General features: G+C 50.7%; 18 protein-coding genes and 2 pseudogenes. 15 read left to right on the top strand and 5 right to left on the bottom strand.

From position 1 onward, the window contains the following. Positions 1 to 38: 38 nt before the first annotated feature. From CAFE_RS01080 to CAFE_RS01065, 4 genes are all read right to left on the bottom strand, one after another. On the bottom strand, positions 39 to 1,151 hold the full coding sequence (locus CAFE_RS01080; RefSeq protein ID WP_066644732.1) for a 2-hydroxyacyl-CoA dehydratase subunit D: 1,113 nt from the start codon (positions 1,149 to 1,151) through the stop codon (positions 39 to 41). Positions 1,152 to 1,153: 2 nt separating this feature from the next. Further along, on the bottom strand, positions 1,154 to 2,389 hold the full coding sequence (locus CAFE_RS01075; protein ID WP_066644730.1) for a 2-hydroxyacyl-CoA dehydratase subunit D: 1,236 nt from the start codon (positions 2,387 to 2,389) through the stop codon (positions 1,154 to 1,156). Positions 2,390 to 2,418: 29 nt separating this feature from the next. Beyond that, positions 2,419 to 3,189, bottom strand: a complete 771-nt coding sequence (locus tag CAFE_RS01070) for an acyl-CoA dehydratase activase (protein ID WP_066644728.1) — start codon at positions 3,187 to 3,189, stop codon at positions 2,419 to 2,421. A 359-nt stretch (positions 3,190 to 3,548) separates the two neighbouring features. Beyond that, positions 3,549 to 4,268 (bottom strand): GntR family transcriptional regulator, encoded by a 720-nt coding sequence (locus tag CAFE_RS01065; RefSeq protein ID WP_228725089.1) that lies wholly within the window; start codon positions 4,266 to 4,268, stop codon positions 3,549 to 3,551. Between the two features lie 689 nt (positions 4,269 to 4,957). On the opposite strand from CAFE_RS01065, the gene CAFE_RS01060 reads away from it, so the two are divergent. The 15 genes and pseudogenes from CAFE_RS01060 to CAFE_RS00995 all read left to right on the top strand — a co-directional run bounded on the left by CAFE_RS01060 (position 4,958) and on the right by CAFE_RS00995 (position 17,668). Next, positions 4,958 to 5,776, top strand: a complete 819-nt coding sequence (locus CAFE_RS01060) for a ParA family protein (RefSeq protein WP_156989558.1) — start codon at positions 4,958 to 4,960, stop codon at positions 5,774 to 5,776. Then, positions 5,733 to 6,656, top strand: a complete 924-nt coding sequence (locus tag CAFE_RS01055; RefSeq protein WP_156989557.1) for a ParB/RepB/Spo0J family partition protein — start codon at positions 5,733 to 5,735, stop codon at positions 6,654 to 6,656. The genes CAFE_RS01060 and CAFE_RS01055 overlap by 44 nt, the downstream gene beginning before the upstream one ends. Before the next feature lie 66 nt (positions 6,657 to 6,722). Beyond that, a complete protein-coding gene (locus CAFE_RS01050; RefSeq protein ID WP_156989556.1) occupies positions 6,723 to 7,310 on the top strand; it encodes a hypothetical protein in 588 nt (195 codons plus the stop codon). Positions 7,311 to 7,358: 48 nt separating this feature from the next. Beyond that, positions 7,359 to 7,949, top strand: coding sequence for a hypothetical protein (locus CAFE_RS01045; RefSeq protein ID WP_156989555.1), 591 nt, complete (start codon positions 7,359 to 7,361; stop codon positions 7,947 to 7,949). 68 nt (positions 7,950 to 8,017) lie between these two features. After that, a complete protein-coding gene (locus CAFE_RS01040; RefSeq protein WP_233452659.1) occupies positions 8,018 to 9,631 on the top strand; it encodes a DUF5057 domain-containing protein in 1,614 nt (537 codons plus the stop codon). Beyond that, complete coding sequence (locus CAFE_RS19865) at positions 9,628 to 9,882, top strand: hypothetical protein (RefSeq protein ID WP_233452658.1); 255 nt, start codon at positions 9,628 to 9,630, stop codon at positions 9,880 to 9,882. The genes CAFE_RS01040 and CAFE_RS19865 overlap by 4 nt, the downstream gene beginning before the upstream one ends. A 28-nt stretch (positions 9,883 to 9,910) precedes the next feature. Beyond that, entirely contained in the window at positions 9,911 to 10,792 is an 882-nt protein-coding gene (locus tag CAFE_RS01035; protein ID WP_156989554.1) for a DUF6017 domain-containing protein, read from the top strand. A 57-nt stretch (positions 10,793 to 10,849) separates the two neighbouring features. Continuing rightward, a complete protein-coding gene (locus CAFE_RS01030) occupies positions 10,850 to 11,209 on the top strand; it encodes a DUF7768 domain-containing protein (RefSeq protein WP_156989553.1) in 360 nt (119 codons plus the stop codon). Between the two features lie 7 nt (positions 11,210 to 11,216). Continuing rightward, positions 11,217 to 11,429: a hypothetical protein gene (locus CAFE_RS01025; RefSeq protein ID WP_330593695.1), complete on the top strand. Its 213-nt coding sequence runs from the start codon at positions 11,217 to 11,219 to the stop codon at positions 11,427 to 11,429. Positions 11,430 to 11,466: 37 nt separating this feature from the next. Continuing rightward, complete coding sequence (locus tag CAFE_RS01020) at positions 11,467 to 11,958, top strand: PcfB family protein (RefSeq protein WP_156989552.1); 492 nt, start codon at positions 11,467 to 11,469, stop codon at positions 11,956 to 11,958. After that, positions 11,955 to 12,710, top strand: a pseudogene (locus tag CAFE_RS01015) (type IV secretory system conjugative DNA transfer family protein); the annotation flags it as partial. The gene CAFE_RS01020 and the pseudogene CAFE_RS01015, both read left to right, overlap by 4 nt. A 679-nt stretch (positions 12,711 to 13,389) precedes the next feature. Continuing rightward, positions 13,390 to 15,297: a group II intron reverse transcriptase/maturase gene (gene ltrA, locus CAFE_RS01010; RefSeq protein WP_156989550.1), complete on the top strand. Its 1,908-nt coding sequence runs from the start codon at positions 13,390 to 13,392 to the stop codon at positions 15,295 to 15,297. 133 nt (positions 15,298 to 15,430) lie between these two features. Beyond that, positions 15,431 to 16,480 (top strand): annotated as a pseudogene (locus tag CAFE_RS01005) (VirD4-like conjugal transfer protein, CD1115 family); the annotation flags it as partial. Between the two features lie 41 nt (positions 16,481 to 16,521). Beyond that, a complete protein-coding gene (locus CAFE_RS01000; protein ID WP_013485766.1) occupies positions 16,522 to 16,737 on the top strand; it encodes a Maff2 family mobile element protein in 216 nt (71 codons plus the stop codon). Between the two features lie 121 nt (positions 16,738 to 16,858). Then, positions 16,859 to 17,668, top strand: coding sequence for a VirB6/TrbL-like conjugal transfer protein, CD1112 family (locus CAFE_RS00995; RefSeq protein ID WP_413814410.1), 810 nt, complete (start codon positions 16,859 to 16,861; stop codon positions 17,666 to 17,668). A 90-nt stretch (positions 17,669 to 17,758) separates the two neighbouring features. Here the strand turns inward: CAFE_RS00995 and CAFE_RS00990 are convergent, their stop codons facing one another. Continuing rightward, complete coding sequence (locus tag CAFE_RS00990) at positions 17,759 to 18,088, bottom strand: hypothetical protein (RefSeq protein WP_156989548.1); 330 nt, start codon at positions 18,086 to 18,088, stop codon at positions 17,759 to 17,761. Between the last annotated feature and the right edge of the window lie 86 nt (positions 18,089 to 18,174).

Raw genomic sequence — 18,174 nt, 5'->3', positions numbered from 1 at the left:
CCTTTTCCTTATTTCAATACTCCTCATTGGCCGCTGGGTTAGAACATCTCTCTGAATGTCTGGATCATGGTATTTGCCTGCTCATAATTCACCATCTGCCGGTCAACCTCAATGTTCAGATTCAAAAGCCCGGCCGCTTCACAAGCTCTTTTGATGGGAACATAGTCGAATTCCTCCGGATCGCAGAATTTTGTCATCAGGACGATGACGCCTCTCGCGTCGTGCCGCTTTGCCAGTTCGAGAATCGAATCGACTCGCTTTTTGTCCCTGTCATAAAGCACAGAGCAGTTGTCCATATTTGCGTACTTCCGAGCAAGCGCATCCAGCGAATTGGGGTCTTCCGGCACGTCCGTCCGGTATTGCCTTGATTCAAACGCTACGTCGTCCGCCGCAATCCTGATTTCGTTTTTATCAAAAATCTCCAGCAAACTGGGGGAGTCTGCCAGAATTCCGCTCACCACGACACGAATTTTTCCTTTATCTTTCGGTGTCTGTGCCAGTTCCGCGTTCAGTTGCTTCACCATGGCGGTGTGTTCTTCCTTCCGCATAAACCAGGCGCTCTTGAACACATCGCTGCGCTGCGCCGCGCTGACCGCATGATCCGCGGCAATCTCCGCGAACTCCCGCATCACGGCGTTGTGCTCATTGTAAATACGGTTGGAGTCTGCCAGTGCGACTTCTGAAAACTTTGCGCCCGTCGCGGCGGATAGGTCGCTGATTACGCGCTCATAGCCGGCCTTGGTAAACGCAATCCCATACGACGGCTTCCGGTTTTGCGGGTAAGTCATGGGGATGAACGGAATATCGGGAACGGCATACTTCCAGTTTTGCCCAAGGCATTTGAGCGAATCGCAGAGAGAAGGGATCACGATTGCGGAAACGCCCTGATATTTGCCGGTGATGCCAAGCTCCAGCACCGTCTGCATGATGGAACAGATAAACGCCGGATAATATTTTTTTGCTTCGCCGACCTTCTGATCCGCGCCCCAGACGCCCATGGGAACAAGTCCCATGGAATGGATGATTTCCTCCGGCGTGTAAACCGGAGCGCAGGCTACCACCTTTTTACCCTGCGCCAGGTATTTTTCCAGCTGTTTTTTGGGCGACGCGGCAATTTCATGAAACTGAGCCAGTAATTCATCAACAGCCATTGTCAGTTTCCTCCTTTGTTTTCTTCCATGATTTCCATCAGGCCCTGGACGCGGGTATCATACTGCGCCGCCGAGAAATTCCTCGGGTCGGCCTGATCGCCGTCGAAGCTTGCGACCGGAATACCGCAGGCCTTGCCGATCTGCCGGCTCATTTCGGGCATAAATCCGGACCAGAGTTTGCAGGAACGGTTAGTATGAACCAGCAGTCCCTCGACGTGGTCGTCCTTACAGAGTTTGACTCGCTTGTCCCTCGCAAGCTCGAGGCACATCGCGTTGGGCACACGCGAATAGGCGCGGCACATACCGTCGAAATCGTCATAGATAAACCCGAAAGCGTCTGCATAAATGGTGGTCACCATATTGATTCCTCTGTCCTTCAGTCCGGATGAGGTAACCCTCAGCCACGGCCAGCAGGCGATTCCCTCGAACATGATGCGGTACTTTTCCTCGGCGCGGAACGTTGAAACTCCCTTTTCATGATTCTCCTTGTATTCCTTCAAAAGGGTCTCCATTGCGTCCGCGGCCTCTTTCTTGGCACGCGCCGTCACCATGACCGCCATGTGGTTCAAAAGATCAAAGCCGTTGAAAGGCGACGGATTATGTTTGGCACAAGCGGTTGCCTCAAGCCATGCGCGGCTGGAACGACCGGAAATCTTCTTGACTTCCTGAAATCTTTCCTCGCTCCATTTTTTGCCTGTAATCTGCTCCAGCTGATGAATCGCGTCCCAGAACTGTGCCCTTATGTAAGCGGTCTGTGCTTCCGATACTTCATAATCCGGATTAAACGGGATGTCGATCATGATCATCGGAATGTCAAGCTCTTTGGCGATGTTCTCGTACCACTTAATCATGCAGTTGCAGATATTGTTGCAGCAAAGGACAAAATCCGGCTGCGGCATATTCTGTTCGGGCGCGTCCTTCAACTTCATGTACGCGAGAGATATTCTCGCGTAAGCGCAGATATCGTTAGAATATCCCTCCCCCTCGCTTTCGCTGCACAGCCGCTCGCCGCCGCCCCTTGCGGCGATAGCAGCCGCCTGATTTTCGGGGTAGCAAACATGCAGGCCCAGCGTTTCCGGAATTTCCACCGGAAAGTTACTGGCGCACCAGCCGACTTTCTCGCCGCGCGCCTTGGCTTCCACACAATCGCTGTAAGCCTTGGCCGCAATCTGCCCCAGTTTGAACTTTGCTGAATTCGGATCCGGCGCGGGTCTTTGCTTTTTGACTTCCTCACTCATAAAATCACAACTCCTTTTTATTGTTAGCCTCAGGCTTTCTCATAGGCGTACAGGGATGCCCCCAGCGCACCCATCAGTTGAGCCATATCACAAGAAGCGATATTAACGTTAAGCTCCTGTTCCAGCGCTTTGCGAACCCCGGCGTTGCGCGCGACACCGCCGCTCATGCAGACCGTTTCCCTCACGCCGACCCGTTTGGCCAAAGACGCGGCACGTGACGCGACCGATTTGCAGATTCCCGCAACAAGGTCCGGAATTTTGGTGCCCGCCGCAAGCTGGGAAATCACCTCCGACTCCGCAAACACGGTGCAGGTGTTAGAGATGCCGGCGGGATGAAGCGCTTTCGCGGCCTCCACCTCCAGCTGCGAAATATCCAGCTTTAAAATATTTGCCATTACATCCAGAAAGCGCCCGGTGCCTGCCGCGCACTTGTCGTTCATGACAAAATTCGCCATTCTTCCCCGTTCATTCAGTGCCAATACCTTTGCATCCTGTCCCCCGATATCGATCACGGTTCTCGCATCCGGGAATACATGATGCACCCCAAGTGCATGGCAGGTCAGTTCGCTGACCTGCCCGTCGGCATCCGGATACGTCTGTCGGCCGTACCCTGTCGCAAAGGTGACCGAAATGTCCCCGTGCTCAAGCCCGCTTTCCCCCAGCACATTCTCAATCGCGTCTGAAACACCGTCCGTTCCGACGGTCGCAATCACAACGGATGAGGCGACAATCTCCCGGCCGTCTTTTACAATGACCGCCTTGGAAGTCGTCGATCCTATATCAATTCCCAACGTAAACATTACACCGCCTCCAATCCTGTATACTTGTGTACTAGTTTTTTAAAGGTTCCGGGAAAAAGATGAGTTTTATGGATACCTAGTACTCTTGTATACCAGCTATTTTTCTTTGTTCTGTCATTTACTTTGTTAAGATAATAATTTGTCAATCACTCTATATTCATATTTTATATACTTTTGATCCATTTTGTAAATAGATTTCTTGAAATTCTTTCAAATTTATGCAATTTCGACAAGTTGTTGCTTGGTTTTCCGTTAATATGATTTTCTTTAAAATAAAATAGCAGCCCGTATGAATCAAGTCTTTCACAAAAATTCAAAATAAGCGATTTGACCAAACGGGCCGCCCTGTTCTATTTTTTTTATGAATGATTTTTAAAATAATGCGGATACTGCGTGACAACTCTTTCATAGATCGACGAAATCGTTTCCAAATGATCCGCTATTTTCTGCTGGGTCAGCAGCATGTCCTCTTTTTTTATCGCTTCCACAATCGCGCGGTGTTGATCGATCAGCTCCGGAATTCGGTTGCCGAAAGCCACATCGAAATTTCGCCATCTCGCGATATGAAGCATATCGTCGGAAAGCAGTTCTACCAGCGCATAACGTCCGACGCTGTCTATCATCGTTTTATGAAAAGCAGAATCCAGTTTCGGGAATTTTCCGAAATAGTCGGCCTCATTCCTGCACTTTTCTTCCTCCGCCAAATTGGCTTCCAGGGCGTCGACAAGCGCCTGCCTGTCTTTCTTTTGCAGTGAAGTAAACATCTCATAGATGATTTCCTTTTCCACCGCAGTGCGAAGCATAAGTAAATCTGCGATATGATTTAAATCGATCAAACTGACATATGTGCCTCTCTGCGGAAAGACCTCGATGAATTTCATCTGCTGAAGTCTTGTAAAAGTCGTCCTGATGACGGAGCGTGATACGTTATATTCCTGTGCCATTTGATTTTCACTGATGCGCTGGCCGGGCTCCAGCTGAAGCTTGATAATTCTTCTAAGAATTTTTCTGAACACTTCCTCAGTGCTTAACGGCTGCTTGCTGCCGATCTGTGTATTTGAACTCATATTAAAAATCATAATAAATCCCTCTTTACTTTATTTTACTATATTGAAAGATAAAAAGAAACCGTTTTTTCTGTAGATTCATATTTTTTCTCCATGGCGTTAGGGCATGCTAAGTACGCTTCCACCGGCTGCACCTGGCGGAGGCAGGCCAGGGCGTTTCGCACAGTCAAGCATGATGCGGAAGAGCCGCTCTATAACTTAAGGCCCGAAGAGCCAACATTCCTATGGCTCTTCGGGCTTCTCCAGGAAAAATCTGATGTTGCGCAAGTTAAAAAAACGGATAAAAAGAGACAAGGTTTGCAGGTCTCTGATAGAATGAAGTTGCGAGACAGCATTCTGAAAGAGGGACAGCAACCATGTCCGGAAAAATTATCTGGTACAACAACTATTTACGCACAAACCTTTGCCAAAAGATGGAAACAGTGGAGACCATCGCGGCTGCGCTGCCAGTTCAACTGATACGCATAAATCGGTTTTTATGTAAAAAAGAAACCCGAAAAGCCAGCGTTCATGCGGCTTTCCGGGTCTTTCTATTGGTGCGAGTGTTCTTACGGCATTTATTCAAAAAAGTCAGTAATACCAAGGGTTTACGGGCAATTAAGAAGCAGTATTTACCCCTAAAAATTGAATAACTTCATCATATTTTAAGGGCGTTCCGTGAAAAGGAACGTCCTTTTTCTATTCCGGAGGTGAAAAATCACATGACCAATGTAATTGCCGTTGCCAACCAAAAAGGCGGCGTCGGCAAGACCACAACTTGTGCCAATCTCGGCATCGGGCTGGTGCAGGAAGGGAAAAAAGTGCTTTTGGTGGACAGCGACCCGCAGGGTTCCCTGACCATCAGTTTGGGCAATTCCCAACCCGACCAATTACCAACTACGCTGGCGACGATCATGGGTAAGGTGCTGAACGAGGAAACCATCGTCCCCGGTGAGGGCCTTTTGCATCATGACGAAGGGGTCGATCTCATGCCCGCCAATATCGAACTTTCCGGCATGGAAGTATCGCTTGTCAACGCCATGAGCCGTGAAAAAATCCTGAAGCAGTATCTGGACGGCGTAAAGCGGCAATACGACTATGTGCTTCTGGACTGTATGCCCTCGCTGGGGATGCTCACCGTCAATGCGCTGGCCGCAGCCGACAGCGTTCTCATTCCCGTTCAGGCGCAGTACCTTCCGGTAAAGGGCCTCGAACAGCTTTTGCAGACAATCAACAAGGTACGGCGGCAGATCAATCCGAAGCTCAAAATCGACGGCATTCTGCTGACGATGGTGGACAGCCGTACCAACTACGCCAAAGAGATTAGCGCCCTGCTACGGGATACCTACGGTTCAAAGCTGAAGGTTTTTGATGTAGAGATTCCTCATTCCGTTCGCGCCGCCGAAATCAGCGCGGAGGGCAGGAGTATTTTCGCCCACGACCCGAAGGGCAAAGTTGCCGAGGCGTACCGGGAACTGACGAAGGAGGTGTTGAAGATTGAAAAGCAGCGCCAAAAACATAAGTCTGAACAGCTACGATGATATTTTCTCCACGGAGGAAACCCGCGAGGATGAAAAACGGGAGAAGGTCACGGATATGCCGCTTTCGGAGCTGCACCCGTTTCCCGACCATCCGTTTCAGGTGCGGGACGATGATTCTATGAGAGAAACCGTGGATAGTATCAAAGAATACGGCGTGTTGGTTCCCGCTATTGTCCGTCCCCGCGCAGGCGGCGGTTTTGAGCTAATTTCCGGCCACCGGCGTAAACACGCCTGCGAGTTGGCGGGACTTCCCACTATGCCGGTTATCGTCCGCGATCTGGACGATGACGCCGCGACCATTATCATGGTTGACAGCAACATTCAGCGTGAAAACATCCTGCCGAGTGAACGGGCCAAGGCGTACAAAATGAAGCTGGAAGCCATTAAGCGGCAAGGTGCGAGGACTGATCTAACTTCTATGCAAGTTGCACAGAAGTTATCGGTTGAAAAAGTAGGCGAAGATGCAGGCATCAGTAAAGACCAAGTGCGGCGGTATATCCGACTGAATGAGCTGTCTCCACAACTTCAGCAAATGGTGGACGATAAGAAAATCGCCATGACCCCCGCCGTGGAACTGTCGTACCTTAAACCGGAGGAACAGACGCTTTTGCTTGACACCATCGAAAGCGAACAGGCCACCCCTTCTCTTTCACAGGCCCAGCGGCTGAAAAATTTCAGTCAGGATGGCCATTTGAACGAGGACAGTATGCTTGCCATCATGTCGGAGGAAAAGAAACCGGAGAAAAACGACCTGACCCTTAAGGCGGATAAGCTCCAAAAATATTTTCCCAAGTCGTACACCCCGCAGCAAATGGAGCAGGTCATTATCCGGCTGCTGGACGGATGGCAAAAAAAGCGGCAGCGGGATCAGGAAAGATAATAACCGTCGTTTCAGGCGTTCCGAAAGGGACGCCTTTTTTCATGTCTTGATTAAGGAGGAAACCGCATGACAACTGAAAAAATCAACCAAAACAGGCGCGGGAAGGAGGATGAAAAGCGAAAACGCAAGTGGCCGTACATTCTTGCGATTCTTCTGCTGTTGCTGCTTCTCCTGCTGCTCTTGTTACGGAGCTGCGGAAATCAGCACCCTTGCCCAAACCCGCCGCCGTCCAGTTCCGCTCCCTCATCGTCCGCTCCGTCTCTGGACGATACCGGGAGTGCGGAATCGGGAAGCGGCAGCACCCCATCGCGGCAGGAAATCCTGTCCCGGCTTCAAAAGCAGGAAGTCACCGTCACCGACAAGGTGAGCGCGCAAGCGTCCTTTTCCAGCGGGGCGAAGGACAGCACCGGCACATGGGAAGTGGAGAATCCATCTTCCAACACTGTCATTATGCAGTGTGAAATTGTGCTGGACGGCAAAACCATAGCGAAATCCGCGCCGATCTATCCGGGACAGCATATCGACGGCCTTACTCTTTCCCGTCAGGTTTCATCCGGGAATTACAGCGTGACAGCGACCATCCGGTATTACGGTAAGGATACTAAGGCTTACCTCGGCATGGCCGACTACAAAATCCATCTTTCCGTTTCGTAATCAGCCGGATGATCCGGTTGATATAAAAATTTACAAGGAGGCTTCTCAATGAAAAGCAAACTCAGAAAGATTCTCGCAGGTATCATCACCTTTGCTGTACTCGGCGTGTCGGCGGCAGTCCCGGCGTTCGCCGCCGACAAGACCGACACCGGCACGGGCAGCGTCACGGGGAACGTGACGATCAACGGTTCCATCTCGCCGCTGACCATTTCCGTCACCCATCCGATCAACGTGGCCTACGCCATTAGCCCGGACGCCGAAACCTTTACCGCGCCCGACATCAAAGTGACCAACAACACCAAGGTTGCGGTAATTGCTACGGTAGAATCCCTGAAAGCCGCTTCGGGAGGAACGCTTACCTTCACCGACGTCGACCCGTCCGCGAAAGCTTGGCGCTCACTCAACCTCGCGGATTCCAAGAAGTACATCGCGCTCGGCATTGCGGCAAAAGGCAATTCTGGCTGGAACAGCGGGTACAGCACTTCCACCCATTGGGCGGTGAACGATTCGCCGTTACAGGTCGGGACGCTGAATCCGAGCGTTTCCGGCGCGTTGTCCCTCACGGCTGACTATGGCCTCGCGTTCGACGGAGCGTACACGGCCAACCATCAGCTTGTTTTCCAGTTCCAGCTTGCATAAAGACATAAGTGCGGGAATTGGCCGGGATTTTCCCGGCCAACCTTCCACGCCGAAAGGAGGGTTTCTATTTGAGACAATCATTCAGGCGGCTTTTTCTCGTCCCTCTGCTTGCCGCCGGAATTCTACTGTCTGGCGTTTCGCCCGCGTTCGCGGCATCCGCCGCTTCGGTGCTGACGCTGACCGCGACGCCGAATCCGTCCGGGAACTATGTGGCGCTGAACTGGACGAACAGTGACAAAAGCCAACCATACAGCTATATGCTCTATTCCAAGTCTGCGCATGAATCAACCTTCCAGAGCATCCCCGCCAAAGACAGCGCGAAGGTTCTGAACATCTATCCCGTTGTCACTCCGACCGTTTCCTTTACGACGTGGCAAGGAAAGAGTTACACCCTGCCGAAGTCGGCATCCCTTAAAATGTGGATGGAAACGCCGAATGGGCACAATTCCAAAGGCTACGGCGAGGGCCTTATTTCCGTGGATACCGTGTCGATTTTCGATTTTAACGCCAATCCCGACGCTTACTTGAAAAACGCGGACGGTAGCTACAAATACGACGTGCTGTATTTTGGCGCGTGGGATAACAACAATCTGCAAGACCTGTCGGTAGCGGCGGAAGCCGGTACGGATGCGTTTATTAGAACCGGGCGGGGCGTTTGTTTCGGACATGATACGCTTGTTTCCAACGATGCCATTGCCAATCCAAATTTCTTTAAGCTCGCCCACTATGTAAACATTGAAACGATCAACCACTATACGCCTTTAGGCGGTTCGGAGATTTCTGTTACGAAAAAGGGATTGCTCACCAACTATCCTTGGAATATAGGCGGCATAGGCACGGCGCTGACCATCCCGACATCTCACTCTAATTCGCAGATTGCACTTGGTGACATCTGGATGGCATATCAACCGCCATATCCGTACTGCGGCGGTGTGCCGCAAAGCGATTCCAACGGCAAGGGTACCAATAATTTTTACCTGACAACATGGAGCAATTGTGCTCTGATTCAGACTGGCCACTCCGACGGCGAAGCGACACCGGACGAGCAGCGCGTTACGGCTAACACTCTGTTTTACCTCGCTCAAATCACGACCGACACAAGCTGGAACGACCACAAGGGGCAGGATCTGGACGCGCCGGACGAACCGGCAATTTCGGGCGTCACGCACAATTCCGGCCGGACGCAGTACACCGTCAACTATTCTTCGCAGGACAATGCGACCGGCTATCAATACTATGTGGAGGCCACGGGTCAGAACGACGGCGCGAAATACGATTCTCCGGTTATATCAACATCCCTAAAAACCGGTATGAAGGGTTATTCCATCGTAGTGGACAACAACCCCGATACCATCCCGGACGGGAGCATTATCACGACATCAAACAGCTATACTTTTTCCCGCCCATCCGGCAGCAGCTTTTACATCCATATCGCCGCCGTGGATAATGCCGGAAACATTTCGGCTGTCACCCACTACCATACGGATGAACTTGTCTCTGTGACCCATCCGGTCAGCATCAGTTACGCGATTGACCCGAACAGCAGTACGCCGTTCACCGCACCGGATATTCCGATTACCAACCATTCCACTTTTCCCGTCCAAGTTTCTGTCGCGGGGCTGAAAGCGACATCTGGCATCGGTGATGCCGCCCCACGTCCTATTCGGACTGGAACAGCTTGACGGCGGCGCAGACCGGAAACGGAATCGCTCTCGGCGTGGGAATCAGCCAAACAGCCGGTTCAGGCTGGACGGCGGTTGACCGGGAATCTCCCGTTTACACGGGTGATCTTGCTTCGGAAGTGCCGTTGGGAACGCTCGGCGCGAACGGAGCGTCGGGAAATCTGGCGCTTACCGCCAAATTCGGTCTTGCATGGGCAAATGCGAAAACTGTTTCCCATGAACTGATATTAAACTTCACGATTACCGATTAAGCCGGTCACATGGAAGGGAGTGATACAAATGGCGGTTTTTCGTGTGGAACGGACGCGGGATTACACGGTTATGAGCAACCATCATCTGAAAAACAGGGCCTTGTCCCTGAAAGCGAAAGGGCTGCTGTCCATGATGCTCTCCCTTCCGGACGATTGGGATTACACCACGCGGGGCCTTGCTTCCATCTGCCGGGAGGGTGTGGACGCTATCGGAAAGGCGCTCAAGGAGCTGGAAAGTGCGGGCTATATGGAGCGCCGCCAGCTTCGCGGCAAAAACGGGCGTATCACGGACACCGAATACACCATCTACGAGCAGCCGCGCAAATCGCCGGGTACGCCTTTCCCGGATACGGATTCACCAGATACGGAAAAGCCGTATCTGGATAACCCTGATATGGAAAAACCGGATACGGAAAACCCCGCGCAATTAAATACTAAGGGAACTAATATCCCTAAAAAATCAAATACGTATGGAGCAAATACGTATCAATCCAATCCGGCAGAGCGAAAACCGGAGGCCGTTGCCCCGGCTGATTCGATGGATGCGACGGATGCCTACCGCGAAATCATCAAAGAGAATATTTCCTACGACGTTCTGCGGCAGAGATGCGACACGGAGCGTCTGGATGAAATCGTGGGTATTATGCTCGACACCGTGTGCAGCCGGAAAAAGGAAATCCGGATCGCGGGTGAGGACATGCCCGCCGAAACAGTGAAAAGCAGGCTTTTGAAGCTCGACGACAGCCACATCGAATACGTGCTGGAGTGTCTGGATAAAAACACCACTGATGTCCGCAATATCCGAAACTACATTCTGACCGCGCTGTATCAGGCTCCGACCACTATCAGCAGCTATTATTCGGCGCTGGTCAATCACGACATGTACGGAAGCAGCCCGCCCGGACGGTAAACGTCCAGCGCGGGCTGTTTTCATACCCGACAAAAAAACAGAAAGGAGAATTTCACCATGAAACGACCCCTCGCATACATCACCGCCCCGTGGGGCGCGGATGAAATCGAAAACACCGAGGACGCGGCGCAATATTGCCGCAAGGTCTACGATGCGGGCTTTTCCCCGGTCTGCCCGGTCCTGTTTCTGCCGCTTTTCATAAACGACGCCATCCCGCAGGAGCACAAGGACGGCGTGGATATTGCCTGCAACTTCCTGCGCCGCGCCCATGTGCTGGTGGTCTGCGGCAGGAACGTGGATGAAACCGTAAAAAACGATATTGCCACGGCGGAGCGGCTGCATATTACCGCCACCACGCTGGACGGCATTCTTACCGTCAAGGGACAGGGCCGGGAAAAAGACGCGGAAAAGGAGTGAAGATACCGTGCCCGAATATCAGAAAATGTACCACTCTCTGTTCAACGACGTGACCGATGCCATCTCAAAGCTTCAGCAGGCGCAACAGAAAACCGAGGAAATGTACATGGACAGCAAGGAAACCGTTCTCACCCCTTTTGTGAAAAAGAGCGGGGAACAGAAAAATGACCGGAAACCGGCACTGGCAAAGAAAAAGCCGCCCTCTCACGATGAACGGTGACGGGGCGGCTTCGCCATGACACATGGAGGTGACAAATTTGCAGGAAGAAATCGAAAACCGCTCCGTGACGCTCATCATCAGCGGCGCGAAGCTCACGGGCCGGGTTCTCAAATCGGCGATTGCCAAGTATCTGGCCCACCGAAAGGAGAAGAAAAGCGCCAAGGCCCGCGCCGGTCCCGTGATCCCCCACGGCAGGCAGACGCTGAAGCAGCTCGTCGGACAGAACGCGGGCGTATCCAATATCGAGATCACCGACAGCAACATCCGTTCCTTTGACCGCGTGGCGCGGAAATACGGCGTGGACTACGCCGTAAAAAAGGACCGCAGCGTATCGCCGCCAAAATATCTCGTCTTTTTCAAGGCGCGGGATGCGGACGCGCTTACCGCCGCTTTCACCGAGTTCACGGCGAAAACGGTAAACCGGACGAAAAAGCCATCCGTTCTCACTCGGCTCCGGCAGTTCAAAGAACGGGTCAAAGCGAATACCGTTGACCAAGTAAAACATAAGGAACAGGAGCGAACGCGATGAGTGAGAAAACAAAAAAGTTGCTTCTGATGAATCTGCCGTACCTGTTCGTCGCGTTGTTTGCTACCAAGTTCGGGCAGGCGTGGCGGCTGACCGCAGGCACGGACGCTTCGTGGAAGCTCTTGCATCTGATGGACGGCCTCACCGCCGCCTTTGCGTCTTTGCTGCCGAGCTTTTATCCGGCTGATTTGGCTGTGGGCGTCCTTCTCGCCGCCGCCCTCCGGCTGGCGGTCTATGTTAAGGGCCGGAACGCCAAAAAGTTCCGCAAAAACGTGGAATACGGCTCGGCCCGCTGGGGCAAGGCCGAGGACATCAGGCCGTACATCGACCCCGTTTTTGAGAATAACGTCATTCTCACGCAGACGGAACGGCTTACCATGAACAGCCGTCCGAAGGACCCCAAGACCTCCCGGAACAAAAACGTGCTGGTCGTCGGCGGCTCCGGTTCCGGCAAGACGCGGTTTTTCATCAAACCGAACCTGATGCAGTGCGATTCCAAAGACTACCCGACGAGCTTCGTTGTCACGGACCCGAAGGGCAGCATCGTCGTGGAGTGCGGAAATCTTCTGCGGCGCAGGGGCTACCGCATCAAAATTCTCAACACCATCAACTTCAAAAAGTCGATGCGATACAATCCCTTCGCATACATCCATTCGGAAAAAGACATCTTGAAGCTGGTCACGGCGCTCATCACCAATACCAAGGGCGAAGGCAAGGAAGGAGATGATTTTTGGGTAAGTGCGACTCGTTCGCTGACGGTAAAAAGTCGGCGCACGGGCAACGGTTTTCCGTTGTTCGGAGAACTGGTAGTTTGATAGGTGGAATGACGGGGTAACGCCCTGAAACGCCTACCCTTGATGGGCGTGCATTAGCTGTAATGGCTTGTGTGCGAAGCCTCATGACAACGGCTGAGAGTAACCGTAACCACTGCCAAAAGTGGTCGAAAGCGGTCTGGAGGCAGACCATGTTACCTATAGGCCAAGGGTCTATAAGATATCTATGGCGAGAATGTTCGCTTTGGCGGGCGGACTGACGAACTTGCGAATGTACAGGTCTAAAAGAAGACCGTATAGAAATATACGGGTGCGTTAATGCGCAGTCAGTGTGGTTAGTATAGATTTTGCCCTATGAACGCCATACTGTGTTACAGGCACAGTCAAGCTGGCAGGCTTATAGCAAGCGCCTAAGGATATGTATGTACAGATAGAACTATCGGAACGAGGAAAGGTAGCAGGTTCCGCAAGGAATAGTCTGACGAAGAATAATAAGCAGATGAACTGCCGCTGAAAAGTAGTGGTCGAACCTATGAATCCCTTGTAACGAGGGTGGAGGGATGGCCACAAGTCGGTTGAGATAAACAGGCATTATTCAGTCCAACATAAGGATTCGAATACGACCAAAAGGGTCACTTTCGCAAAAAGGAGGTGATGCCTTATGCCAAAGAAAGCAAAAAATCTATGTGTGGACGACTTGCGCCACGCCGAGTATTACGGTATGCAGCCTGTTTTTGACGAGCTGTATCGCCGGAGTAAGGATGGAGATATTTTCACAAATCTGATGGAACTCATTTTGACGCGTGATAACATTCTGCTGGCATATCGGAACATCAAGGCAAACGGAGGAAGTTACACAGCAGGAACAGACAACAGAAACATCAGTGACATTGGGTGTCTTTCACCCGAAATGGTTGTTAAGAACGTGAGGTTTATTGTCACAGGGAGCCAGCACGGATACCGGCCGAAACCGGTCAGACGTAAGGATATCCCCAAACCAAACGGCAAGACACGTCCGTTAGGAATCCCGTGCATCTGGGACAGGCTGATACAGCAATGCATTAAGCAGGTCATGGAACCCATCTGTGAAGCCCAATTCAGCAATAACAGTTATGGCTTTCGCCCTAACCGTTCCGTTGAACACGCAATGCAGAGGACCTACACCATGCTTCAAAGGATGAATCTGCATTATGTAATTGAGTTCGATATCAAAGGTTTCTTTGATAATGTAAATCACAGCAAGCTGATGAAGCAGATTTGGGCAATGGGAATACAGGACAAACAGTTGATATTTGTAATCAAGCGGATTCTGAAAGCTCCAATAAGGATGCCGGACGGCTCCACCATGATACCAGACAAAGGCACTCCGCAGGGCGGCATCATTTCGCCGCTTCTGGCAAATATTGTGCTGAATGAACTGGATAAGTGGATAGAGAGTCAATGGCAGAACAACCCGGTGGCGGTTGACCGTGGCAGGTACAGACAGATAGGTAACAACACCGCGTTTGATAAAAGCCATGGATACAGGATTATGAAGAAAACAAATCTGAAAGAAATGTATATCGTGAGATATGCTGATGATTTCAGAATCTTCTGCCGGGATAAGGAAGACGCTTTGAGAACAAAAGAAGCTGTGTCGGAGTGGATTGCAGAGAGGTTAAAACTTGAAGTTTCACCAGAGAAAACAAGAATAGTAAATGTAAGAAAACGCTATTCAGAGTTTCTGGGATTCAAGATACGGGTAAGGCCGAAAAGTCATAAATACGCTGTACAATCCCATATCTGTGACGAAAAGATGGAACTGGAACGACAAAAGCTCGTGGAGCAAGCAAAACGGATTGCAAGGCCATCGGAAGGAAAACGACCATTAGATGAAATACGGTTGTTCAACTCTATGGTGTTGGGAATACAAAACTATTATCAGCTTGCAACCTGTATCAGTATTGATTGCAAGATAATCCACAGGCAGGTCATGACAGTTTTAACCAATCGGCTCAATACAGAAACAGGATGTATGCTTGTTCGTGAGGGCGGTACCATGACCCAAAACGAAAAGGAACGGTTTGGTAAATCGAAGATGGTGCGTTATGTGTCCGGTATCGACCAACCAATCTACCCTATCGCATACATCAAGAATAAGATACCGATGGCTAAAAGGTCGGCTGTTTGTAGTTATACAGCCGAAGGAAGAGCGTTGATTCATACAAATCTTAGTCTGGATTCATTTGTCCTTAAAGGACTAAGAAGCATAACGTCCGAAGGTCATAGCGCAGAATACACAGACAGCAGGATTTCATTATTTTCTGCTCAACGTGGTAAATGCGCCCTATGCGGAGAAGCGTTTACGGATGCCTCTGATATCATCTGCTGGCTTAAAACACCCGTAGGACTCGGTGGCAAGGAAAGATATCAGAACATGACGCTAATCCATAATAGGTTTTTGCCATTGCTACAAGATAATGTGCAAACGGTATTAAGAGCCACAGCTGATATGCTCAAAGCAACTAAGCAACTGATGGAAAAAGTAAACAGCTTGCGTATGCAAGCCGGTCTTCCAGCAATAGATTAAGTAATTAATTTGGTGACTGATTAAATGCTTGCGAAAACAATCGATGGAACGCCGGATGCGGTGAAAGTCGCATGTCCGGTGTGGAACGGGGGAAAAGGCGGCGATAACATCAAAACCTTACCTATCGTTATAGGCCGAGACTCTCCTTTATACGGCGCTCATCGGCTACATCCACTATGAGGCCCCGGTCGAGGAACAAAATTTCGCTACGCTGATCGAATTCATCAACGCCTCGGAAGTGAGAGAAGATGATGAGGAATTCAAAAATCCCGTGGATCTTATGTTCGAGACTCTGGAAAAGGAAAATCCGAATCACTTCGCCGTCCGGCAGTATAAGAAATATAAGCTGGCGGCGGGCAAGACAGCAAAATCGATCCTTATTTCCTGCGGCGCACGAATGGCCCCGTTCGACATTCAAGAGCTTCGTGACCTGACGGCCTACGACGAACTGGAGCTGGACACGCTGGGCGACCGTAAGACCGCCCTGTTCATCATTATTTCCGATAATGACGACACCTTTAATTTTTTGGTTTCGATGGCCTACACGCAGCTTTTCAACCTGCTGTGTGAAAAGGCGGACGATGTATACGGCGGGCGCTTGCCTGTCCACGTCCGGTGCCTGCTTGACGAATTCGCCAACATCGGGCAGATCCCCAAGTTTGAAAAGCTGATTGCCACCATCCGCAGCCGTGAAATCTCGGCCTGCCTTGTTTTGCAGGCGCAGAGCCAGCTCAAAGCCCTGTACAAAGACAACGCCGACACGATCATCGGCAACTGCGACAGCGCCATCTTCCTCGGCGGCAAGGAACGCACGACCTTAAAAGAACTGACCGAATCTCTTGGGAAAGAGACGATCGACACCTACAATACCGGCGAAAGCCGGGGCCGCGAGGTTTCCCACAGCCTCAATTATCAAAAATTAGGGAAGGATTTAGCTTCGGTCGATGAGCTGTCCGTCCTCGACGGCGGCAAATGCATCCTCCAGCTTCGCGGCGTCCGGCCCTTCCTTTCTGACAAGTACGACATCACAAAGCATCCGAACTACAAATACCTGTCCGATTACGATCCCCACAATGCTTTCCATATTGAGAAGTTTCTGTCCACCAAATTGAAACCGAAACCGGACGATGTGTTCAACACGTATTCCGTTGACCTCTCCGGGGACCCGAAAGCCGCAGAATAGCGGCTTTTTTCATATTCAAAATCAGAATTGGAGGTAGTATTATGAGTTTCTTTCATTCCGCAATCGGCGTTCTCCAGACCCTTGTTATCGCCCTCGGCGCGGGCCTTGCCATTTGGGGCGCGATCAACCTTCTGGAAGGTTACGGCAACGACAATCCGGGTGCAAAAAGTCAGGGCATTAAACAGCTTATGGCGGGCGGCGGCGTGGCCCTGATCGGCATTACGCTGGTTCCTCTGCTCTCCAACCTTTTCGGCTGATGCCGACGCGAAAACACTCCGTGCCCCATTCAAGGGGGCGCGGGAAAGGAGGTGATGCCACTTGGATTTCATCAAGCAGCAGATTACCGAATGGCTGAAAGAAATACTCGTCGGCGGCATCATGAACAACCTGTCGGGCATGTTCGACAACGTAAACAGTCAGGTCGGGCAGATTGCCTCTCAGGTGGGAACGACGCCGCAGGCGTGGAACACCGGCATTTACAATATGATCCGGACCCTGTCCGAAAACGTCATGATGCCTATTGCAGGCCTCATCCTCGCGTTTGTCATGACGCTGGAGCTGATTCAGATCATTACCGACAAAAACAATTTTCACGACATCGAAAGCGCCGTTTTTTTCCGTTGGATTTTCAAAACAGCCTGCGCCATCCTCATCGTAACCAACACATGGAATATCGTCATGGGCATATTCGACGTGGCTCAGAGCGTGGTCAACAGCGCGGCGGGAATCATCGTTTCCGATACGTCCATCGACATCAGCTCCGTTACGGCAAACCTTCAGACGCGGCTCCTGGCTATGGATCTCGGCCCCCTGTTTGGCTTGTGGTTCCAGAGCATTTTCGTGGGTTTCACCATGTGGGCGCTCACAATCTGCATTTTCATCATCGTGTACGGGAGGATGATCGAAATCTACTTAGCCACGTCCATCGCGCCAATCCCGATGGCGACGATGCTCAACCGGGAATCGGGCGGCATGGGGCAGAACTATCTTCGCTCCCTGTTCGCGCTCGGATTTCAGGGCTTTCTCATCATCGTCTGCGTGGCGATTTACGCCGTTCTTGTAAAAAGTATCAGCGTGAGCACGGATATCAGCAAGGCGATCTGGACGTGCATGGGCTACACAGTGCTGCTGTGCTTCACGCTTTTTAAAACCGGCAGCCTCGCAAAATCCATCTTCAACGCGCATTAAAGCGCAGGACTTTTTCATCCTGCGCTTGATAAATTCGAAATTTGTTAGTTTCTTAAAGTTAAATGCTATATTTCATTGAAAGTATACCTCTTATTTCTTATTTGGTTTGAATAAGGCACTATAGGCTTTAACATCAGGATCATCAATCAGCCAACCATATTTTTTTATAAAGCCCAGTTTTTCTATTACTGTCTTAAATAGTTGAACCGATTCTTTTCCTGACACTCGTACATTTTCCTTATTATCAAAAAATTTACTATCTGCCCCGAAACGAAGAATTTGAGGTATACCATCCTTTATGATTTTACGGAAAGTTACTTTTGCATAGTCTCCTGTAACGAAATCATTTCCTACTATACCGTCCAATAAACCTTTGTTTAATTTTTCAAGGACAATTTTCTCTAATTCATCTGCCTTCATATCAACATCTTACCTTTCTCAGAATTCGTGTTTATCAAGGCCATTAATAGCAAGTTTATATTATCAATATAGCATATTCGTTTACG

Source organism: Caproicibacter fermentans (assembly GCF_009746625.1).
Taxonomy (GTDB): Bacteria; Bacillota; Clostridia; order Oscillospirales; family Acutalibacteraceae; genus Caproicibacter; species Caproicibacter fermentans.
Note: the sequence above shows the minus strand (reverse complement) of the source record. Positions and strands in the feature narration are given on the sequence as shown.

Coding starts and splice junctions, on each gene's coding strand:
- CAFE_RS01070 (WP_066644728.1), bottom strand. CDS start 3,189: ATGTTTACGTTGGGAATTGATATAGGATCGACGACTTCCAAGGCGGTC.
- CAFE_RS00995 (WP_413814410.1), top strand. CDS start 16,859: ATGAACAACCTGTCGGGCATGTTCGACAACGTAAACAGTCAGGTCGGG.
- CAFE_RS01060 (WP_156989558.1), top strand. CDS start 4,958: ATGACCAATGTAATTGCCGTTGCCAACCAAAAAGGCGGCGTCGGCAAG.
- CAFE_RS01030 (WP_156989553.1), top strand. CDS start 10,850: ATGAAACGACCCCTCGCATACATCACCGCCCCGTGGGGCGCGGATGAA.
- CAFE_RS01080 (WP_066644732.1), bottom strand. CDS start 1,151: ATGGCTGTTGATGAATTACTGGCTCAGTTTCATGAAATTGCCGCGTCG.
- CAFE_RS01000 (WP_013485766.1), top strand. CDS start 16,522: ATGAGTTTCTTTCATTCCGCAATCGGCGTTCTCCAGACCCTTGTTATC.
- CAFE_RS01035 (WP_156989554.1), top strand. CDS start 9,911: ATGGCGGTTTTTCGTGTGGAACGGACGCGGGATTACACGGTTATGAGC.
- CAFE_RS00990 (WP_156989548.1), bottom strand. CDS start 18,088: ATGAAGGCAGATGAATTAGAGAAAATTGTCCTTGAAAAATTAAACAAA.
- CAFE_RS01045 (WP_156989555.1), top strand. CDS start 7,359: ATGAAAAGCAAACTCAGAAAGATTCTCGCAGGTATCATCACCTTTGCT.
- ltrA (WP_156989550.1), top strand. CDS start 13,390: ATGCCAAAGAAAGCAAAAAATCTATGTGTGGACGACTTGCGCCACGCC.
- CAFE_RS01065 (WP_228725089.1), bottom strand. CDS start 4,268: ATGATTTTTAATATGAGTTCAAATACACAGATCGGCAGCAAGCAGCCG.
- CAFE_RS01075 (WP_066644730.1), bottom strand. CDS start 2,389: ATGAGTGAGGAAGTCAAAAAGCAAAGACCCGCGCCGGATCCGAATTCA.
- CAFE_RS01050 (WP_156989556.1), top strand. CDS start 6,723: ATGACAACTGAAAAAATCAACCAAAACAGGCGCGGGAAGGAGGATGAA.